This window comes from Microbacterium sp. JB110, from assembly GCF_003335195.1.
Classification (GTDB): Bacteria; Actinomycetota; Actinomycetes; order Actinomycetales; family Microbacteriaceae; genus Microbacterium.
The window spans coordinates 336,130-354,723 of record NZ_QPGM01000002.1 but is presented as its reverse complement, the minus strand read 5'-3'; the positions used below and the strand labels follow the sequence as shown (position 1 = coordinate 354,723).

Annotated in this window: 16 protein-coding genes; 3 read left to right on the top strand and 13 right to left on the bottom strand. The window is 67.5% G+C overall.

The annotated features are described in order from the left end of the window. Positions 1–185: 185 nt before the first annotated feature. Positions 186–476, bottom strand: coding sequence for a hypothetical protein (locus CIK77_RS17610; protein ID WP_181861396.1), 291 nt, complete (start codon positions 474–476; stop codon positions 186–188). A gap of 224 nt (positions 477–700) precedes the next feature. Here CIK77_RS17610 and CIK77_RS05185 point away from each other — a divergent pair. Next, positions 701–1,878, top strand: a protein-coding gene (locus CIK77_RS05185) for an IS3 family transposase (protein WP_442923125.1) whose coding sequence is annotated in 2 segments (ribosomal slippage) — positions 701–961 and positions 964–1,878 — 1,176 coding nt in all. Because the reading frame shifts where the segments join, the coding sequence is not laid out codon by codon here. Between the two features lie 894 nt (positions 1,879–2,772). Here CIK77_RS05185 and CIK77_RS05175 read toward each other — a convergent pair. The 10 genes from CIK77_RS05175 to CIK77_RS18240 form a co-directional block, all read right to left on the bottom strand. Further along, positions 2,773–3,942, bottom strand: coding sequence for an MFS transporter (locus tag CIK77_RS05175; RefSeq protein ID WP_087053535.1), 1,170 nt, complete (start codon positions 3,940–3,942; stop codon positions 2,773–2,775). Positions 3,943–3,947: 5 nt separating this feature from the next. Next, positions 3,948–4,553, bottom strand: a complete 606-nt coding sequence (locus CIK77_RS05170) for a TetR/AcrR family transcriptional regulator (protein ID WP_087053536.1) — start codon at positions 4,551–4,553, stop codon at positions 3,948–3,950. Positions 4,554–4,558: 5 nt separating this feature from the next. Beyond that, positions 4,559–6,232, bottom strand: a complete 1,674-nt coding sequence (locus tag CIK77_RS05165) for an ATP-binding cassette domain-containing protein (protein WP_087053537.1) — start codon at positions 6,230–6,232, stop codon at positions 4,559–4,561. Positions 6,233–6,479: 247 nt separating this feature from the next. Beyond that, positions 6,480–6,710, bottom strand: coding sequence for a hypothetical protein (locus CIK77_RS05160; RefSeq protein ID WP_087053538.1), 231 nt, complete (start codon positions 6,708–6,710; stop codon positions 6,480–6,482). A 10-nt stretch (positions 6,711–6,720) separates the two neighbouring features. Next, positions 6,721–8,190 (bottom strand): ATP-binding cassette domain-containing protein, encoded by a 1,470-nt coding sequence (locus tag CIK77_RS05155; RefSeq protein ID WP_087053539.1) that lies wholly within the window; start codon positions 8,188–8,190, stop codon positions 6,721–6,723. Then, on the bottom strand, positions 8,187–8,945 hold the full coding sequence (locus tag CIK77_RS05150) for an energy-coupling factor transporter transmembrane component T (RefSeq protein ID WP_249268441.1): 759 nt from the start codon (positions 8,943–8,945) through the stop codon (positions 8,187–8,189). Before CIK77_RS05150 ends, CIK77_RS05155 begins: the two co-directional genes overlap by 4 nt. Then, positions 8,938–9,567, bottom strand: a complete 630-nt coding sequence (locus tag CIK77_RS05145) for an MptD family putative ECF transporter S component (protein WP_087053541.1) — start codon at positions 9,565–9,567, stop codon at positions 8,938–8,940. Before CIK77_RS05145 ends, CIK77_RS05150 begins: the two co-directional genes overlap by 8 nt. Further along, entirely contained in the window at positions 9,564–10,208 is a 645-nt protein-coding gene (locus tag CIK77_RS05140) for an MptD family putative ECF transporter S component (RefSeq protein WP_087053542.1), read from the bottom strand. Before CIK77_RS05140 ends, CIK77_RS05145 begins: the two co-directional genes overlap by 4 nt. A 28-nt stretch (positions 10,209–10,236) precedes the next feature. Beyond that, on the bottom strand, positions 10,237–11,973 hold the full coding sequence (locus tag CIK77_RS05135; protein WP_249268442.1) for an ABC transporter ATP-binding protein: 1,737 nt from the start codon (positions 11,971–11,973) through the stop codon (positions 10,237–10,239). Then, positions 11,970–13,748, bottom strand: coding sequence for an ABC transporter ATP-binding protein (locus CIK77_RS18240; protein ID WP_087053543.1), 1,779 nt, complete (start codon positions 13,746–13,748; stop codon positions 11,970–11,972). The genes CIK77_RS05135 and CIK77_RS18240 overlap by 4 nt, the downstream gene beginning before the upstream one ends. A 131-nt stretch (positions 13,749–13,879) precedes the next feature. Here CIK77_RS18240 and CIK77_RS05125 point away from each other — a divergent pair, with 131 nt between their 5' ends. Next, positions 13,880–14,581, top strand: a complete 702-nt coding sequence (locus tag CIK77_RS05125; RefSeq protein ID WP_087053544.1) for a TetR/AcrR family transcriptional regulator — start codon at positions 13,880–13,882, stop codon at positions 14,579–14,581. A gap of 447 nt (positions 14,582–15,028) precedes the next feature. Here CIK77_RS05125 and CIK77_RS05120 read toward each other — a convergent pair whose 3' ends face one another. After that, positions 15,029–15,616: a helix-turn-helix domain-containing protein gene (locus tag CIK77_RS05120; RefSeq protein ID WP_086991803.1), complete on the bottom strand. Its 588-nt coding sequence runs from the start codon at positions 15,614–15,616 to the stop codon at positions 15,029–15,031. A 106-nt stretch (positions 15,617–15,722) separates the two neighbouring features. Between CIK77_RS05120 and CIK77_RS05115 the strand changes: the two genes are divergently transcribed. Then, positions 15,723–17,120 (top strand): MFS transporter, encoded by a 1,398-nt coding sequence (locus tag CIK77_RS05115; protein ID WP_212647418.1) that lies wholly within the window; start codon positions 15,723–15,725, stop codon positions 17,118–17,120. A gap of 183 nt (positions 17,121–17,303) precedes the next feature. On the opposite strand, the gene CIK77_RS05110 is transcribed toward CIK77_RS05115, so the two are convergent. Further along, a complete protein-coding gene (locus CIK77_RS05110; RefSeq protein ID WP_087053545.1) occupies positions 17,304–18,569 on the bottom strand; it encodes an MFS transporter in 1,266 nt (421 codons plus the stop codon). Between the last annotated feature and the right edge of the window lie 25 nt (positions 18,570–18,594).

Genomic DNA, 18,594 nt, shown 5'->3' with positions numbered 1-18,594 from the left:
TGTCCACCGCTTGGGCGAGGCCCTGCGCCTGGCGCGAAGCGGCAGCGAGCCGCGCCCCCAGCGTGGAGCTTGCTGGGGACACTGGCGGCGCGGCAACGGCAGATACAGCGGCGGCGGTCGGGGTGCTCATACTGTCAGGTGCGACGCCCCGCCCGTCTGCCTGTCGCCGGAGTTCAGGGAGCGGCTCATTTGTTCGGCTTGGCGGACCAGATCGCGGCCAACAAGCCGGTGTCGCACCGCAGGGAATCGAGGGGTTCGCCGCTGAGCAAGCGCAGCAGAACGCCATCACCGGTCGGGGTGCCTGCATGTTTGGGATCGGAATGCCCCAACACGATCCGCACCAGCGCCGACCATGACCTCTGCGGTGTCCCCAGCAGCACCGCGATAGCGTGGTCACGGCGCAGCACCTCCACCGCGCGGGACCGTGAGGGCAGATCAGCAAGCCGGTACGCCACATGCTCCACGCAATCGGCCACGAGCACAGCATCCCACCCCGTAGAGGCGAATAGCTCCACTATCGCCGACAGAGCGGCAGTGACCCCTCCGTCATCCTCGCCGGTGTCGGCATCGACATCGCTAGCGGGGTTGACGGCGAAGGCGGGGTGATAGTCGGCCAGGTGCTCTCGCTCGGCGAACCGTATGGGCCTGCTGTCGGTTTGGTTGACTCGTAGTCCGCTTTCGGGCGGGAGAGGATATGGCCATGCCGAAGAAGTACGCGGATGAGTTCAAGCAGACCGCGGTCGAGCTCGTTGAGTCCGGGATTCCGCAGAAGCAGGTGTGTGCGGATCTTGATGTGTCGAAGTCCGCGTTGCAGGCCTGGGTGCGTGCCGCGCAGCTCACGGGCCGCGGGATCGAGCCTGCGAGCGATGCCGATGAGCGGCGTGAGCAGGTCGCGATGTTGAAGCGGATCAAGGAGCTCCAGACAGAGAATCTGATCCTCAGGAAGGCGACGGCGTATCTGTCGCAGGCGAATCTGAAGCTCGGCGGCCAATCCCCAAAATGATGTTCCCGCTCGTCCAAGACCTTGCCGCGGCCGGCGCCTCGCCGGTCGCGGTGACGTGCCGGGTCCTCGGCTTCAGTAAGCAGGCCTACTACCAGTGGAAGAAGCGGCCCTGCTCGCCACGGGATGCCTCAGACGCAAGGCTGATCAATGCTCTCCGTGACGCTCACGACGATGACCCGACGTTCGGGTATCGGCTCCTCGCCGACGAGGTCGTCGCGGACGGCGCGACGGCGAGCGAGCGGCGTGTGTGGCGGTTGTGTCACCAAGAGGGCATCGCCTCGGAGATCACCACCCGGAAGCGTGGGAAGGGCCGCAGGCCCGGGCCCGCGGTGCATGACGACAGGGTGCAGCGCGAGTTCACCGCGAACGGTCCGAACGAAATCTGGCTCACCGATATCACCGAGCATGCCACTGACGAGGGCAAGCTCTACGCCTGCGCAGTCAAGGACGTGTTCGCGGGCAAGATCGTCGGCTACGCCACCGGGCCACGCATGACCGCGAGGCTTGCCGTCGCCGCGCTCGAGGACGCCGTCACCAGACGCGGACACGTCGCCGGATGCATCGTCCACTCCGACAGGGGGAGCCAGTTCCGCTCCCGGCGCTTCCGGAAGGCACTGCGCCGACACGGGCTCGTCGGATCGATGGGCAGAGTCGGCGCCGCGGGCGACAACGCGGCCATGGAGAGCTTCTTCTCAACCCTGCAAACCAACGTTCTCGACAGACGTCGCTGGACCACCCGCGCCGAGCTACGCCTTGCGATCATCCACTGGATCGAAGCGACATACAACCGCCGCAGGCGACAACGACGATTGGGAAAGTTGACCCCCGTCGAGTTCGAGACCATCATGAAACCGGCCGTCGCCCTGGCGGCATAAGGAACAGAGTCAACCAAACCCTCAGCAGGCCCTATCGCGTCGTGGAACCCGGCGATCCTGGTCGTGTGGCGGACCTTGCCGGGTGCGATCAGCATCCCCGCAGCCCGAACCTCGACGCCACAGGTGATCTGGACGGCGCGAGTCACCACCGCCCACGGATTCCCCGCGTTCCGTGTTGATGGGGCAAGCATTACCTCGAACGCCGCCGAGGCCACCTCCCACGCATCCAGCCCGTACTTACGAGCCATCCGCTGATATCTGTCTGCCGTGTATCGCATCAGTTCCGCCGCTTCACGGTCACTCTGCCAGGCCCCAGGACCAGACTCATGCAACCGGATCAGCAGGGCACGTAACCCCTCCGGCGTCTCGAACCCGTGGCTGTCCGAGCCAGCCGAGGCCGCGGCATCGTCGCTCGCGGCGGGTGAGGTGTGTTCGGTCACGGTGGCGCCTCCCGTGAAGGAGGTGCGCCACCGGCACCCACGCCGGGACGCGCGCCGCAGTGTCGCTACAACCGCCGCCCGTCAGCAGAAGCGCGATGTGCTCCGCGTCAGGGCGGCGATCCTGTCGGTGCGGGACGGCTTGCCGGAAGGTCGTCCTACGGCCCCGCAGCCGACTTGGTGCGCCGTCGGGACTTGCCCCGGCTCGTCTGATGCACAGGAAGGGACTTACGCGGACGACAGTCACCGGGCTTGCCGGTGTTGGACTGATCACCCGCGTCTCGGATGAGAACAACCGAAACTCGGCGAGCCGTTGTCTGCCGTTCCTGAGCGCCCGAATCCTGTCGGCGTCCGCTGCAGTCTCTTTGGCTTCGATGTGGTCGACCTGCGGTCTGCGCGCTGCGAGGCCCGTGATGGGTGGAGGCTGTGATTCGCGCACGACGTGGCCTGCTCACGGTCAGCCAGTCACGGGAACTCGAGTAGCGCTGCGGGCCAGAGCAAGCACGAGAAGCGCGGAGGTAACAAAGCCTGCTGCCGTGAGCGGGAGGACGCCCACCCCAGCGGCGGAGAGGATGCCGCCTCCTGCCGCAGCCCCGATGGACACCCCGAGGTAGGTGCCGGAAGTGTTCAGCGCCAGCGCTTGCCCGGAGACGGGACCGGCAAGATGGTGCAGGCGGGCTTGGATTGCTGGGGAGTTCCAGAACGCCATACCGCCCCACAACGTCGCGACGACCAGCACGAGCGGCAGCGGAGCGGGTCTGGCCGTCCAGAGCACCCAGAGGACGATCATCGTGGCGACGATCATGCCGATACCGATCAGCAGGGTTCGATTCGCGCCGAGGCGGTCAGTAGCGATCCCACCGAGCCAGATGCCCCCGATGCCAGCGATCCCGGAGAGGCTGAAGGCGAGTGCGCGTTCTTCGATGCCTGCTGTTGTGGTCGCGGCCAGGTAGGGGGCGAGGTAGGTGAGCATCATCATCGAGCCGGTCATGAGCAGGCAGTTCGCCAGCAACCCGAGTGAGATCGGAGCTCGCCGCAGGATGCGGAACTGCTCGGACAGCCGTGGCGCGCCGTGGGTTTCTTCGGAGCGGGGCAGGGTGCTGAGCACGAGGATGAGGACAAGAGCCCCGGCGATGGACATCGTCGCGAAGGTCGCTCGCCAGCCGAGCACGCCACCGATCCAGGTGCCAAGCGGCACCCCGGCTGCGATCGATCCCGTGACGCCGAGCGAGACGATGGCGATGTACCTGCCGACCTTCTGCGCTGGTGCGTGACGGGCGGTGAACGCGAACAGCGCCGGGGTCATGGCCGCAGCCGCCAACGCAGCGGCAACGCGCAGCACCGTCAACACCGCAAACGAATCGGTGGCCGCGGCGGCGATGTTCGCGGCGATGAAGACAAGCAACGCGGTCGTGAACAGTCTCCGCCGATGCACCGCCGCGAGAAAGACTGCCGCGACCGGTGCGGTGATGGCGACGGTCAGGGAGAACACGGTGACCAGTTGTCCGGCCTGGCCCTCGGTGACCCCAAGATCGGCCGCGAGTTCAGGCAGGATTCCGGCGATCACGTAGTCGTCGGTGTATAGCACGAACGCAGCGGCGAGCAACGTGAACAACCAAGCAGGCATACGCATCACCCGTGACGCGCGTTCGCGAGCAGCATCCGCAGATGTGCCCGCAGGACGGCTCGCAAGCGTTCGACGCTCAGACCGCCGTGCGGCGTCACGGTGTCCAGAGTCAGCCCGCCGATCACGGCGGCGAGCTGCGCAGCGGCGAGGTCAGCGTCAGGCACGTCGAGGGAGTCGAGTGCGTCGCGCAGGACCGCGGCAAGGTCGGCGGCCATGCGCGCAGACATCGCGCGGAACACCGGCATCGTTCGGGAGGCCATGATCAGTTCGACCACCACGATCGCCTCGTCTCGACGTGGCTCATCGACCGGCATGACCGTCTCGACCAGGGTTTGCAGGGCGTCGAGCGCCGCCTCACCGGTGAGTCCGCGCAGTCCTTCGGCGGGATGGGCGGCGAGACGGCGCCCCATCCGGTCGCCGGCTTCTTCTGCGGCAGCGGTGAGCAGATCGTGATGACCGTCGAAGTAGTGCCGCACCGAGCCGATGTTCAGACCGGACTCATCAGCCACTTTCCGCAGTGACACACCTTCGATGCCTTCGGCGACGACGAGGCGGAATGCTGCCTCGATGACCTGCTGCCGACGCTGCTCCGGGTCGATCCGTGCGGGCATGGCTCTTACTTCCTCTCCCTGGTGACGCGAGCCTCGTCCCACACGGGATCGCTGCTCTCATAGATGTCTCCTTCTGCCCCGAAGACGAGAAAACGATCGAAATCGCGGGCGAACCAGCGGTCGTGCGTGACGGCGAGGACCGTCCCCTCGAAGGCACTGAGTGCCTGTTGGAGGGCTTCGGCGGAGACGAGGTCGAGGTTGTCGGTCGGTTCGTCCAGCAGCAGCATCGTCGCGCCGCCGAGTTCCAGCAGCAGAACTTGGAACCGCGCCTGCTGCCCGCCAGACAGCGAGTCGAACAGTTGCTCCGCGGACTGCGCCAGCTCGTAGCGAGCGAGGACCCGCCAGGCGTCCTCGCGCGGCAGGCCGGTGCGGTGCTCATCACCGCGGTGCAGGATGTCCAGCAGGGTGCGGCCCGCGAGGTCGGGGCGACTGCGATTCTGGGCAAACCATCCCGGCCGAACCCTCGCACCAAGCCGCGCTGCGCCCGCGTGCGGCACGGGTTCGATCCTCACATCGGTCACGGGCTCCTGGCCCGGTGCGGGGTCCGTGCCCCCGGCCGCAAGCAGGCGCAGGAAGTGCGACTTGCCCGACCCGTTCGCACCAAGCACCGCGACCCGATCACCGAAGTACGCCTCGAAGTCGAACGCACGCATCAGACCCGTCAGCTCCAGCGCCTCGCAGGTCAACACCTGCTTCCCGGTCCGCCCACCGCGCAGCCGCATCTGAAGGCGCTGCTCGCGAGGCTGCTCCTGCGGAGGCCCGGCCTCCTCGAACCGGGTCAGCCGGGTCTGCGCCGCCCGGTAGCGGGAGGCCATGTCTGAGTTGTAAGCGGCCTTTTGCTTATACATGAGCATGAGCGCGCGCAGCTTCGCGTGTTCTTCGTCCCAGCGGCGGCGCAGCTCGTCCAACCGCTCGAACCGCTGTCCCCGCGCACGGTAGTAGGTGTCAAACCCGCCCGGATGCGTCCATGCGGTGTTGCCCGCCGCGCCAAGCTCCAGCGTCACGATCGAGGTTGCCGTCCGTGCCAGCAGCTCACGGTCGTGGCTCACGTACAGCACACCCTTGCCCGTCGCGCGCAACTGCTCTTCCAGCCAGCGTTTGCCCGGAACGTCCAGGGAGTTGTCCGGCTCATCCAAGAGCAGCAGATCATCCGGCCCGCGCAGCAGCGCCTCCAGTGCGAGCCGCTTCTGCTCCCCACCTGACAGCGTGGACAACGACCGGTCGCGACACCTATCGAACGGCACTCCGAGAGCGGCGACCGTGCAGACATCCCACAACACCTCGGTGTCATAACCGCCCACCTCGCCCCATGCGGCGACCGCCGACGCAAACGCCATCTGCGACTGGGTTGTACCTCGTTCGTTCATCACGGCCTCAGAGCGCGCAAGCCGCGCGGCGGCATCGCGGATCACCGGCTGCGCGACCGACAGCAACAGTTCGCTGACTGTCGCGCCCGTGACGAACTGTCGCATCACACCCAAGCTGCCGTCACGAGTCACCGCACCGGAGTCCGGTGAGAGTTCGCCAGTAACAATCCGCAGCAGCGTGCTCTTCCCCGCGCCGTTCGCGCCGATAACGGCGACCCGCTCACCCGCCCCCAGGCTGAGCGAGACGTCACGCAGCAGCGACCGACCATCCGCCAGCGTGTACGCCACCGAAGCGACATCAAGATGACCCATAACTCAAAACTATCACACCTGTGATAAATAGACGCTCGCACGTCCTCCGATCCAGCCACCTTCAGCTCGACTCACGATGCTCGACCTCGACTCATAACTTCCGCCCTCGCGCCGCACCTTCCAGCACTCCTCCTGACCCAACAAGGGCATCAAGGGCATGGACTGCATGCCGCACCAACAGCGGGAAACGGGCAGCCTGCAAGCTCTCCTCACGTGATATCCGTGTGATCCCATGCACGATGATCCGTCACCTGGTGGGCAATCGTCGCAGAGGTCGGGGAAGAGCCCATTCCAAGTCTTTCTGCTTGGTGACTCCGATCTGCCATTCGGCGAGCCCGACTTCGCGTGACAGCGGCGCGATGCTCGGGTTGAGGGTCATCGGCCCGAGGTAGATGAGCAGCACCGCCGCGAGCAGCAGCGGGATTTGCGGGCGAGGCGCGGTCGTCTCGGGCGCGGGTGTCCGGATGGGCTCGATCATGCTGCCTCCTTCATCGGTTCCTGCCAGCATGGACGGACGCGAGCTGCCGTTCCGAGGCGGGTGGGGTCAAGGTGAGCTGCCGGTCGGCGGCCAGGGCGAGCAGGTCGTCGTCGTGGCTGATGAGCAGCACCACCGCCCCGGCGGTGGCGACCTGGCGGATTTGATCGCAGATCGACTGGAGGTGACGGCGGTCGACGCCCGAGCTGGGTTCGTCGAAGATCACGATGCGGCGGCCAGCGACGCGGACGCCCGCGACGACGAGGCGCTGCTGCTGTCCGCCGGACAGCGACAGCGGGTGCCGCTCGGCCAGATGGTCGAGGTCGAGTGCGGCGAGTACGGCGGCCGGGTCGGGAGCGGTCGGGGCGTCTACCGCGGCGAGGTCGATCTCCGCCTGCACGCTGTCGGTGAACAGCTGACGTTGCACGTCCTGCATCACGATGGTACTCACGCGCTGTCTCGCGCGCCTGTTCAGCACTCTCCCGTCGAGCCGAATGGTGCCGGCGGATTTCTGCAGGCCGGAGATGATGCGTGCGAGGGTGGATTTTCCCGCGCCGTTGACGCCGCGGATCGCGGTCACCTCTCCGGCTGCGAAGGAGACGCGCTCGAGGTCGAGAACCATGCGTCCACCGAGCTGGCAGCGAATGCCGGCCAACAGCAGCGTCCCGCTCGGAGCGTTCCCTACCTGCGTCGGCTCGACCGCGCTGCGGCCGGCCGCGGGCAGGACAGGCAGCTCGGGTAAGCGGACCTCCCCGCGGAGTCCCTCCTTGGCGAGCAGTTCGTCGGGGACGGCGCGGAACTGCGCGGCGGTCCATTCGATGTCGACGGCGCCGTCGCGCATGACCACGACCCGGTCGATCAGGTCCTGCAGGTAGCGCACTCGGTGCTCGGCGATGACGATCGTGACGCCCTGGGCTTTGAGCTCGGCGAGGGTCGCGGTGAGCCGGTGCACGGCGTCGGCGGAGAGGTTGGAGCTGGGTTCATCGAGCAGCAGGATGCGCGGGTCGTGGGCGGCGGCGGCGGCGATCGCGACTTGCTGTTGCTGCCCGCCGGAGAGGTGCTGCAGGCGCTGTTCGATCGGAACCCGCTCCGCGAGGTCGGCGATGGTCGCCTCGACGCGCGCTCGGATCTCGTCGCGGGGGAAGCCGAAGTTCTCCATCGCGAAGGCTGTCTCCTCGCGGGCGTTGTCGGTGAAGAACTGGCGTCGTGGGTGCTGGAGCACGGTGCCGGTGACGAGGCCGAGGGCATCGAGCTCGACGTCGGTGGTGACCATCCCCTCGACAGTGACGGTCCCGCTGAGGATCCCATCATCGTGGAACTGTGGCACGAGGCCGTTCATGAGCCGGAGCGCCGTCGACTTGCCGGAGCCCGACGCCCCGCACAGCACGACGAACTCACCGGGTGCGATCCGCAGGTCGAGGTCGCGCAGCGCCGGGGCTTCCGCGTGCGGATAGGTCCAGGAAACTCCCGCTATCTCGATCATGCGATCACCATCGTGAGGGGGTTCGGCAGGAGCAGGCTCGCGGCCGCGAGAACGGTCAATGCGAGGAGCAGCACAAGGTCGAGCCAGCCCAACCGGGGTGGGTCGAGGGAGACGGGGACGCGGCGTGAGCCGAGCCCGCGCAGGATCGCCGAGGCGGAGAGGTCCTCGCTGGCGCGTAGGCTCGCGGCGATCATCGGGACGGTGAAGCGTTCGATACCGAGGATCGGATGCCGGGCAAGGTCCGTCGTGCCCGCCAGTCCGCGCAGGCGCATGGCATCGAGGACCGCGGCGGATTCCGCGGCGACAACCGGGAAGAACCGGAGCATCACGGCGAGCGTGACGGAGATCGCTCGGGGCACATGCCAGGCCCTCAGCGCAGCGCTGAGCTGGGTCGGCGAGGTGGTGGCGATGAGGTGGGCGCCGACGCCGAACGCGGCGATGAAGCGGATGAGGTACCCGCAGCAGATGGCAACGACGGTCACAACGGGGTTCGCCCAGACCAGCGGCAGAACCCAGCCGAGCACGTACATGACGACCGCCGCGACAGGGACGAGCAGGGCACGTGACCAGGCGCGCTCCGTCACCGCGAGCACGGTGGCCAGCACGATGCTTGCCGGCACGAACACCAGCCCACCGGGACTCATCACGGCGAGACTGACGAGCAGCACGAGCAGGATCTTGCTGCGTGGGTCGAGCCCCCGTCGCCCAGCAACACCGCGGCGGGCGGTGCCGACGGTGGCGGCGAGGTCAGGCAAGGCCGGCGCGGACAAAGTGCTTGCGCAGAACGGCGGAGCCGAGCAGGCCGCCGAGGAACCCGGCGACGGCGACCGCGACCGCCAGGACGCCGAGCACGGGCAGCGTGGTCAGCGCATCGGCGCCGGCGACGTACTCGTCGCCCATCCTGGTGAAGCTCGGACTGGTCAGGTAGCCTTCGCGATCGAAGACGAGCGGCAGGAACGGGGTGAAGAAGCTCAGGGCGAAGATCGTGTACGCCCAGATCGCCGCCCATCGCGAACGATAACCCCCGCCCCAGAGCACGACCTCTGCGAGGACCGCGAGCACGATGATCCCGATCGAGCTGAAGACCGTATTGCCGGTCAGCAGGTAGAACAGCGCGACCACGACGCCGAGCAGCGTCACCATCCCCGCGTGCCTGACCCGCGTGACGAACAGCATGAACACGATCCCGTTCACGAGCACCGACACGGGCACGACCGCGAGCCAGACCAGAGGTGAGACGATGCCGAGCATCCCGATCGCGTAGGTGACGACGATCATCAGGACGGCGAACATCGCGACGTTCACCAGGTCGCGCGCGCTGAACCGCAACGAGAGTCGAGGCCGGGCTGACCCGGGCGGCAGAGCTGTGTCGGTCATGCGAGTCCCGCCTTCACGAAGTGCTTGCGCAGCACCGCGGCTCCGAGCAGGCCCCCCAGGAAGCCGAAGACAATCCCGGCGACCCACACGCCGAGCACGACTGGCCCGGTCAGGACCGCTTCCATCTGCGTCGCGTACTCGCTGCCCATCGACTGGCTGGCCTGCTGCGAGATGTATGCGGCGGGGTCCAGGAAGAACGGAATCCAGGGACCGATCATCCATGCCGAGAAGGTCGTGTAGGTCCAGATCGCGGCCCACTTGGAGCGGTACTGTCCGGCGTACATCACGAGCTCGCCGATCAGGGAAAAGGCGACGATGACGAGGGCGCTCTGCCACGGGTGTCCCCATCCCATCGAGGCGAGGCCGAAGACGATCCCGAAGAGGGTGACCATGCCGCCGTGTCGCACGCGGCTGAGGAACAGCATGTAGGGGATGCCAGCGACCAGCGGGGCGAGGGGCAGGGTGACGACCATCACGAGCGGGCTGATGATGCCGAGCATTGCGACGGCGAAGATCACCACGATGTAGATCACGGCGAAGATCGCGACGTTGAGGAAATCGCGGGCCTTGAACGTCAGCGAGAAGGGCTGGCGTTCAGCCGTGGCTGCGGCGGTCCGGTGTGGGGCGGTGGTGTCGGACATGGGGTGTTCCTTCCTGTGCTCGGGTGGTTCAGTCGTGGTGGGTGAGCTTCCAGCCCGCGGCCTCGACGCGCTCGCGCCAGTACCGGGCATAGGCGCCGCCCGCCGCGAGCAGTTCGGCGTGGCTGCCGGACTCGCGGATGCCGCCCTCGCCGTCGAGCATGATGATCCGGTCGGAGGTCATGATGGTCTGCAGTCGGTGGGCGACGACGACGAGCGTGCGGTCGGCCCGGATATTGTCAATGGCCTCGCCGACGACGATCTCGTTGCCGATGTCGAGCGCGCTGGTGGCCTCGTCGAGCAGCACGACGGGTGCGTCCTTGAGGAGAGCTCGGGCGATCGAGACCCGCTGGCGTTCCCCGCCGGACAGGTTCGAGCCACCCTCCCCGACGCGCGCGTCCCATCCGCTGGGGAGGCGTGCGACGATCTCATCGACTCGGGCGCGTGTGGCGGCGGCGATCACCTCCTCGCGGGACAGGTCGGGATTGCCGATCCAGACGTTGTTAAGGATCGTGTCGTCGAACAGGTAGACATCCTGGAAGACCGGGGCCACAGCGCGTTCGATCACGTCCGTGCCTAGCTCAGGCACGGGCACACCGCCGATGAGCACCGTCCCCACCTCCGGGTCGTAGAAGCGCGCGATGAGCTTGGTGATCGTGGTCTTACCGGAGCCGGACGGGCCGACGATCGCGGTCATCCCTCCGGCTGGGGCGGTGAAGGACAGATCTCGCAGTACGGGGTCACCGCCGTAGCCGAAGGTGACACCCTGGAACTCGATGCCGAAGTCGGTAGGCGTCGCCGGATGCTCGGGCTCGGGCAGTCTGGGGACGGCGGCGAGCTCGTCGAGCCGGTCGATCGTGGTCTTCGCCACGGCGACGCCGCCGCCGAGGTCGCCCGCGGCGACGATCGGCTCGTTGAACCGCACCCCGAGCACGAGGAGCGCGATCAGGATCGCGATGTCGACGGTTCCGCCGATGGCGAGGAACGCGCCGACGATCAACAGCACCGTGACCGATAGCTGGACGAGTCCCGCGAACAGAGCGATAGCCGAGCCCCCGGTCATCAGCAGACCCCGGTACTGGTTATGCTGGTCTTCCAGCGCCTGGTCGACGAGCCGATCGGCGATCGAGCCTTCGCCTGCGGTGCGGAGGGCGGGCTGGGCGCGGGCGAACTCGACGACCCGGTTGGAGGCTTCGGCGACCGCGACCGAGTGGGCCTTGTCGCCGCGGCCGATGCGTCGACTGAGCCAGCGGTAGCCGATCACGATGATCGGCACCATCACCGTCATCGCCAGAGCGAGCCGCCAGTCGAAGAAGTACATGCCGACCAGGACGGTGCCAGGGGCGATGAACCCGGCGAGGATCTGCCGCAGGATCGCGTAGGGCATGGTCGAAACGAACATCGCGCCCTGCGTCGCCAGGCCCGTGATCAGTCCGGTCCGGTCGGTGGAGAACCAGGCCACCGGCAGCGACACCACGCTATCGCCGAGCCGCTCCAGCAGCGAGTCGAGCACCGCGGTCGATGCTTCCATCCCGATCTGGGATGCGAACCAGGAAGCGGCGACATAGCCCGCGGCCGTCCCGCCGACGGCGATAAGCCATCCCCAGGAGGCGTCGAGGTCGCCGACGAACAGCGAGCGCAGCAGCGGCACGAGCAGCAGGAACGCGATGCCCTGCAGCACCGCGGCGACCACGACGAAGCTCAACTCCGCGATCACCAGACGCCGGGCGCGGGGCGAGCAGTAGTGCAGCAGACGACCGATCATCATGCGCCCGCTCCTTCCGGTAGAGAGCGGGCATGGTTGGCCTGGTAGTCGGCCCACATCTTCGCGAACCGGTCCCCGCTTGCGACGAGCTCGGGATGCGTGCCCCGCTCGATGATGCGGCCGCCGTCGAGCACGAGAATCTGATCGGCTGCGACGATCGTGTGCAGACGATGGGCGATCACGAGCACGGTACGGTCGGCGGCGAGGATGCTGAGCGCCTTCTGGATCGCCGCCTCCGAGTCGGGGTCGGCGAACGCGGTCGCCTCGTCGAGCACGAGGACCGGCGCATCGGCTAGCAGCGCGCGGGCGATCGTGACCCGTTGGGCCTCACCGCCGGAGAGGTTCGCATCCTCGCCCACCACGGCGTCGTAGCCCCGCTCGAATCGCAGGATGCGGTCGTGGATCTGGGCCGCGCGGGCAGCGTCCTCGACTTCGGCGTCGGTCGCGTCGGGCCGGGTGAGACGGATGTTGTCGCGTAGGCTCGCGCGCAGCAGCTGCACATCCTGGAACACGAAAGCGACCTGACGGTACAGCTCGCCCGACGCTATCTGACGCACGTCCGCTCCGCCGATCTCAACCGCACCGGCATCCACGTCGTAGAAGCGGGGAACGAGCTTCGCCAGCGTCGACTTCCCCGACCCCGACGCGCCGACGAGGGCCGTCACGGTGCCAGGAGAGCAGGACGCCGCGATCTCGTGGAGCACGCGCTGCTCGCCGTCGTAGCTGAACGACGCATGCTGGAAGTCGACAGAACCGCCCTTCGGCGTCTGCGGAGAGTCCGATTGGGCGACGGAAGGGAGGGCGAAGAACGCGCCGAGCGACTGCTGCGCCTTCGTCGCGTTGCGCAGGAACTGCCCCGAAGCCCCAAGCTTCATCAGCGGTGCGGTGAGCCCGAGCCCGAGGAGGAGGCCCGGGAGCACATCGACCGGGGCGGCTCCGCCGTTCGCGACGAGCCAGACCGCGGCGGTCAGCAGCCAGGCGAGCACGACGATCGGCGAGGCGAGCAGTTCCACAACCGTGAAGAGGACAGCCGTCTCACGGGTCCACTCACCGACGAACCTCGAGTACTCCCCCGTCGCATCACGATAGCGGCGATGGCTGCGCCCGACCTGCCCGAACCGCTTGACCACGGCGATGCCCTGCACGAACTCGACGGTCGCGCCGGACAGGGCCTGCGTCGCCTGGTCGTACTGCACGTACTTCTCACCGGCTCCCCGCATCATCAACGGGTACAGGAGGAAGATCAACACGAGCGGCACGAGCGCCGCAAGCGCCATCCGCCAGTCCACAACGAAGAGATAGACCAGGCTGAGAAGCGGCACCGTGATCGCGGTCAGGACGTCCTGGATCGAGTGCGCGACAAGCTGGTGCAACGCTACGACGTCGTTCTCCACCAGCTTGCGCACCGAACCCGAGCTGCGCCGATCAAACCAGCCCAGTGAAAGCCGCTGCAGGTGGCGGACGATCCTCCGGCGCAACGAGTGCTGCAATTCGGCATCCGCGAAATGACCGACCAGGCCGGACACAAACGCCGCACCGACGCTCACAACCAGCGCGATCACGGCGACGACCACGATCACCCAGACCCGACCCGCATCGACCGGCGCCCCGTCGATCGCCGGGAGCAGCACGCGAGCCAACTCGACGATCGCTATGAACGGCACCACGCTGCTGGCCGCGCCAAGGACCGCCAGCACGATGATCCCCGCCAGACTGCCCCGCACCGGCGCGAAGAACGAACCCTCTGCCGAAATTGCCTCGCTCTGTGCCACGCTCATCGTGTCCCTTCCATCGCGCTATTGAGAACGATTATCACATACTAGTATGAACAGTGTTCTAATCTCATAGAGACTATAGATAAGGCAAGGCTTACCTCAATAGGTTGGCTAGTCAAGGAGCAACGGTGACCATGACGGACCCCGCACGGTTCCATGTCGGTCTCACCCCCGAGCGGGTAATCGACGCCGCGGTCGAGCTGACGCGCGAGTCGCACCTGATGAGCTGGTCGATTCGCGACCTCGCCGGCCGTCTCGGCGTCGCTGCCTCGGTGATCTACCACCACGTCGGCGGAAAGGACTTGCTCTGCCGCCAAGTCGTCGAGCGCATGCTCGGCCAGGTCGAACCGCCGGACGCGAGCTTGCCCTGGCAGGAATGGTTCCGCGCGCTCCTGTACTCAGCCGGTCCTCGTGCCGCGGAGTATCCAGGCTCGGCCAAATGGATGCTCATGCATGGACCGACGCTGCCCGCAGCGCTGCCCGTTCTCGAGGCCGGTATGGCAATCCTGCATCGCGCCGGCTTCGGGAGCCGTGCGGACCTCGCCTACGCACTACTGCTCAACAACGCCATGCTCACGGTGTCGATGAGCGACGACCGCCTCCAGCACGAGGGGGACGGCCCGCGGGACCACGCCACGATGATGGCCGAGTTCCGCCAGATCCCCACCGCATCCGCCGAAGTCCGCGCGATGGGCCAAGAGTTCATCCGGCCGTTCGCAGAAGGCGGGGAGAACGCCGCCCTCATGCGCTGGGACTACTACCGCTTCGCCGTAGACACCACGATCGCTGGCCTCGACGCTACTCTCCGATCCACAGACGCCGCGGCGAGGGAATAGCGCCGTCGCGGGCCAGGTCTTCCGCGGGAGCAATGCTGCCTCGACGCCCAACACAGCCGGACGCCCCCCCTCCCCCGCACGCGGGGCCCTGGGCAAAGACCCGCGCCGCCGTAGGCCTTTAAAACGGCGACTCCATTGCTAGGGTCAGAAATTGCAGGTGGTATCCACCACTTGGCCCTGAGCGGTACTGATCCGGAGGCCGTCCCACCCGATCAGCGCCCCGTTCAGGGGCAGAACCACGACCCGGCGCTGGCCCCGCCCGGTATCCACCGGGAACATGGAGACAGACGCCCACGCTGAACGCGTCGGCGATCACCGTCTCCGCACGGTTCGAGAAGCCACTCATGAAAACCGCCGGACCTCACACACCATTCAACGGACAGACCCCGCGGCCACGGACAGGGGCGAGAGCTCCTATCCCCATCGTGTCGGCTTGGGGCGTTGCGGTCATGCTTCTTGGTGGTCGAGTCGGGAGATGGCGCGGTGGCCGTGGGGGCCGAACAGGTGCAAGATCTCTGCGGCGGTGTCGTTTGCAGGGCCGAACCAGTGCGGCACGGCGGCGTCGAACTCCGCGGTCTCTCCCGGATGCAGCTCGAGTTCGTCGTCGCCCACGATCAGTCGGAGTGTGCCGGCGAGGACGTAGAGCCAGGCGTGGCCCTCGTGTGAGACGAGGTGGGGTGTGCGTGGTCCGACGACGTGTTTGAACGCCTGCACCCGTGTCGGGTAGCGGGTCAGGGGCACGACGATGCCACCGCGGGAATGACGATGGGGCTCCAGGTGCACTCTCGGGTCGCCCGTTGCCGGTGCGGCGACGAGTTGATCCAGTGCCACCTGGTAGGTGCGTGCGAGCGGTATGAGCACGTCGAGTGTGGGTTGACGGCGACCGGTCTCCACCCGCGACAGGATACTGATGGACAGTCCCGAGGCGTCCGCCGCCTCGGCGAGTGTCAGTTCTCGGGACTGCCGGAGCGCGCGCAGGCGCGGCCCGATCGCGTCGAGGATCGCGGCAACATCCGCACCGGGAGTCGTTTCCACTCTCCTAGTTTTGCAGATTCCGCAAACCTACTAGGGGGTAGTGCTCGCGCCGCTGGAGGATCGACGAAGACAAATTCGTCACCAGAGTGAAGGGCGTGGTGCTGCTGTGGTTGAGACCATCGTGGACGAAGCTCCCGGTTTGAGCGTGCGGCGCCGGTGGCTGGTGTTGGTGATCTGCGCGTCGGCGTTGTTCCTGGTAGGGCTGGACACCACGATCGTGACGGTCGGGCTCTCGCACATCGGTGCGGGCCTGGGTGCGGAGCCGGGCAGCTTGTCGTGGGTGGTCGATGCGTACACGGTCGTGTTCGCGAGCCTGTTGATCACCTCCGGTGCGCTGGCCGACCGGTTCGGGCGACGCCGGGTCTTCCAGACCGGGCTCGTGGTCTTCGGGGCAGCGTCGCTGCTGTGCGCGGCAGCCGGGGACCTCCCGGTCCTGATCGCCGGCCGGGCGCTCCAGGGGATCGGGGCGTCGATGCTCTCCCCGGTGGCGCTCGCGATCGTGGTCAATGCGATGCCCGACCCGAAAGAGCGCGCCCAGGCGATCGGGGTGTGGGGAGCGATGTTCGGGCTGAGCATGGCCGCAGGCCCGGTGGTGGGGGGTGCGCTGATCACCGCGTTCGACTGGCGGGCCGTGTTCTGGGTCAACGCCCCCGTCGTCCTCCTCGCGCTCGTGCTCGTCGCCGCCCTGGTGCCGGAATCGCGTGGGCGACGCATCCGCCGTATCGATCTTCCGGGGCAGCTCCTTCTCATCGTCGTGCTGGGGCTTGCCGTGGCGTTGCTGATCGAAGCGCCCGGACTCGGCTGGACCTCTCCGGTCGTGCTCGCCGGCTTCGGGGTGCTGGCGGTGCTGGTCTGGGTGTTCGTCTGGGTGGAGTCGCGGCGGCGCGAGCCGCTCATCGATCCCGGCCTGTTCCGGGTGCCCAGTTTCACCGGGGCGATCCTCGGGGCCGTCGCGGTGTTCGTCGCGTTCAGCATGACCCTGCTGATGACCACCCTGTTCCTCCAAGACGCGCAGGGGTGGGCACCTCTCGCGGCAGGAGCCGCGACCCTGCCGATGGCCTTCGGCGCGACCGTCTTCGCACCCGTGTCCGGATTCATGGTCGGCAGAACCGGCCCCCAGCTCCCGCTGCTGCTCGCCGGCACGCTCATCCTGGCCGGCGGACTCTGCCTCATCACCCTCACCGGCGGGATGAACGTGCCCGCGCTGCTCATGGCGTACCTGTTGATCGGCACCGGTATCGGGTTCGCGAACGCGCCTATCACGAATACCGCCGTCAGCGGCCTGCCACCCGAACGCGCCGGAGTCGCCGGAGGCACCGCCTCCACCGCCCGGCAACTGGGCACCGCGATCGGCATCGCCCTCGCCGGAACCCTCATCGCGGGCGTATCACCCGACCGATTCGCCGCAGCAAGCCTCCCCGGGTGGATCATCATCACCGCCTGCGGCGGACTGCTCCTCGCGGTAGGAACCCTCACCCGGCACCGGGAGGCGGCACCAGCGTAGGGGCGTCCGCGAGCTGCTTCTCACCGGCGAACTCCGCGGTCGCAGGATCGATCTTCGTGATGAACCGGTCAGCATTCGTTTCGATCAGCCCCGTCGTTCATCAGTGCGGCCCGCGCGCACCGAGGAACGAGTGGCGTCTGACCTGGACTCGGCAGCCATGGCGGCAGGCACCGGCGGGGCCTGTTACCGCGATGGTGCCGAGCTCTCGTCGGGATGGTTCGGCCGTGAGGGTCGTGTGAAGCGCGGGTGAGTGAGGACGAAGGTGGTGACGGTGGCCATAATGATGGCGGCGACGATCACGGGCAGGGGTGTCCAGGCGCTGTAGAGGGCAGTGCCGGCGGTGGGTGCGATGACGAAGGTGAGGCCGTTGGTGGCGCCGATGAGTCCGGCCAGTCCGCCTTGTTCGTGGCGTTCCATGAGCAGGGAGGGCCCTGCGGTGTAGCCGGGCATGGCGATGCCGAGCCCGAGCCCGATCAGCAGCATCGCGGCGAGGATCGAGGCCATGCCCAGGTCGGGGATCAAGACGACGAACCCGATCAGGGCGGTGGCGCTGCCGGTGCGCAACAGCGCGGGTGGTCCCCATCCCAGGCGCGGGACGATGACGGCTTGAGCGAGGACCATGCCGACGCCGGCGGCCAGGAGCGCTGCGCCGGTGACCAGTCCGGTGGCGGAGGCGTCGAGGCCGAGGCGGTCCTGGACGATGAATCCGGTGATGACCTGGATGAACCCGAGGGCGGTGAACATGCCGAACCCGGCCAGCAGGAACGGCCAGACGCGCGGGTCGGTGGGGCGGATCCGGGCGGGGTCGTCGATGAGTGTGGTGCGCGGCTCGCGGCGCAACCGGAATCCGACGATGCTCAGCCCGGCGATGAGAAGGACAGGAACGGCCGCGAGGGAGGTCATCAGACCGAACGCGGACAGCGCTCCGCCAATGATGGCGCCGCCGACCATCGCGATGCCTTGCACGGCGCCGACGCCGGCCATCCCTTTCACACGGGTGCGTTCGTCGATGGTGACGTCGGCGATGTAGGCCTGCGCGGTCGGAGGGACGGCCGCGATCGCGGTGCCGAACGCGATGCCGCGCAGCAGCACGAACAACACGAACAGCACGGTCCCGCCGATCAGGCCGGTCATCCCGAGCTGCGCGACGATCGTGAACAGGATCATCGAGACGGCGGCGAGGGTGAGCGCGCCGACGAGGACAGGTTTGCGTCCCCAGGACTGGGAGCGGCGTCCCCACAGCTGGCTGGTGGTGACGACCATGATCGCGGCGGTGCTGATGGTCACCCCGACCTGCCATTCGGCCAATCCGACCTCGCGGGCGAGCGGGGCGATGACCGGGTTGAGGGTCATCTGCCCCAGGAACACGATCAGCACCGCAGACAGGACGAGCGGGATCTGCGGCGAGTGCTGGACCGGCACGGGCACGGTGGACGGAGAACGGTTCATGACCTGGGCTTTCCAAGAGCGGGGG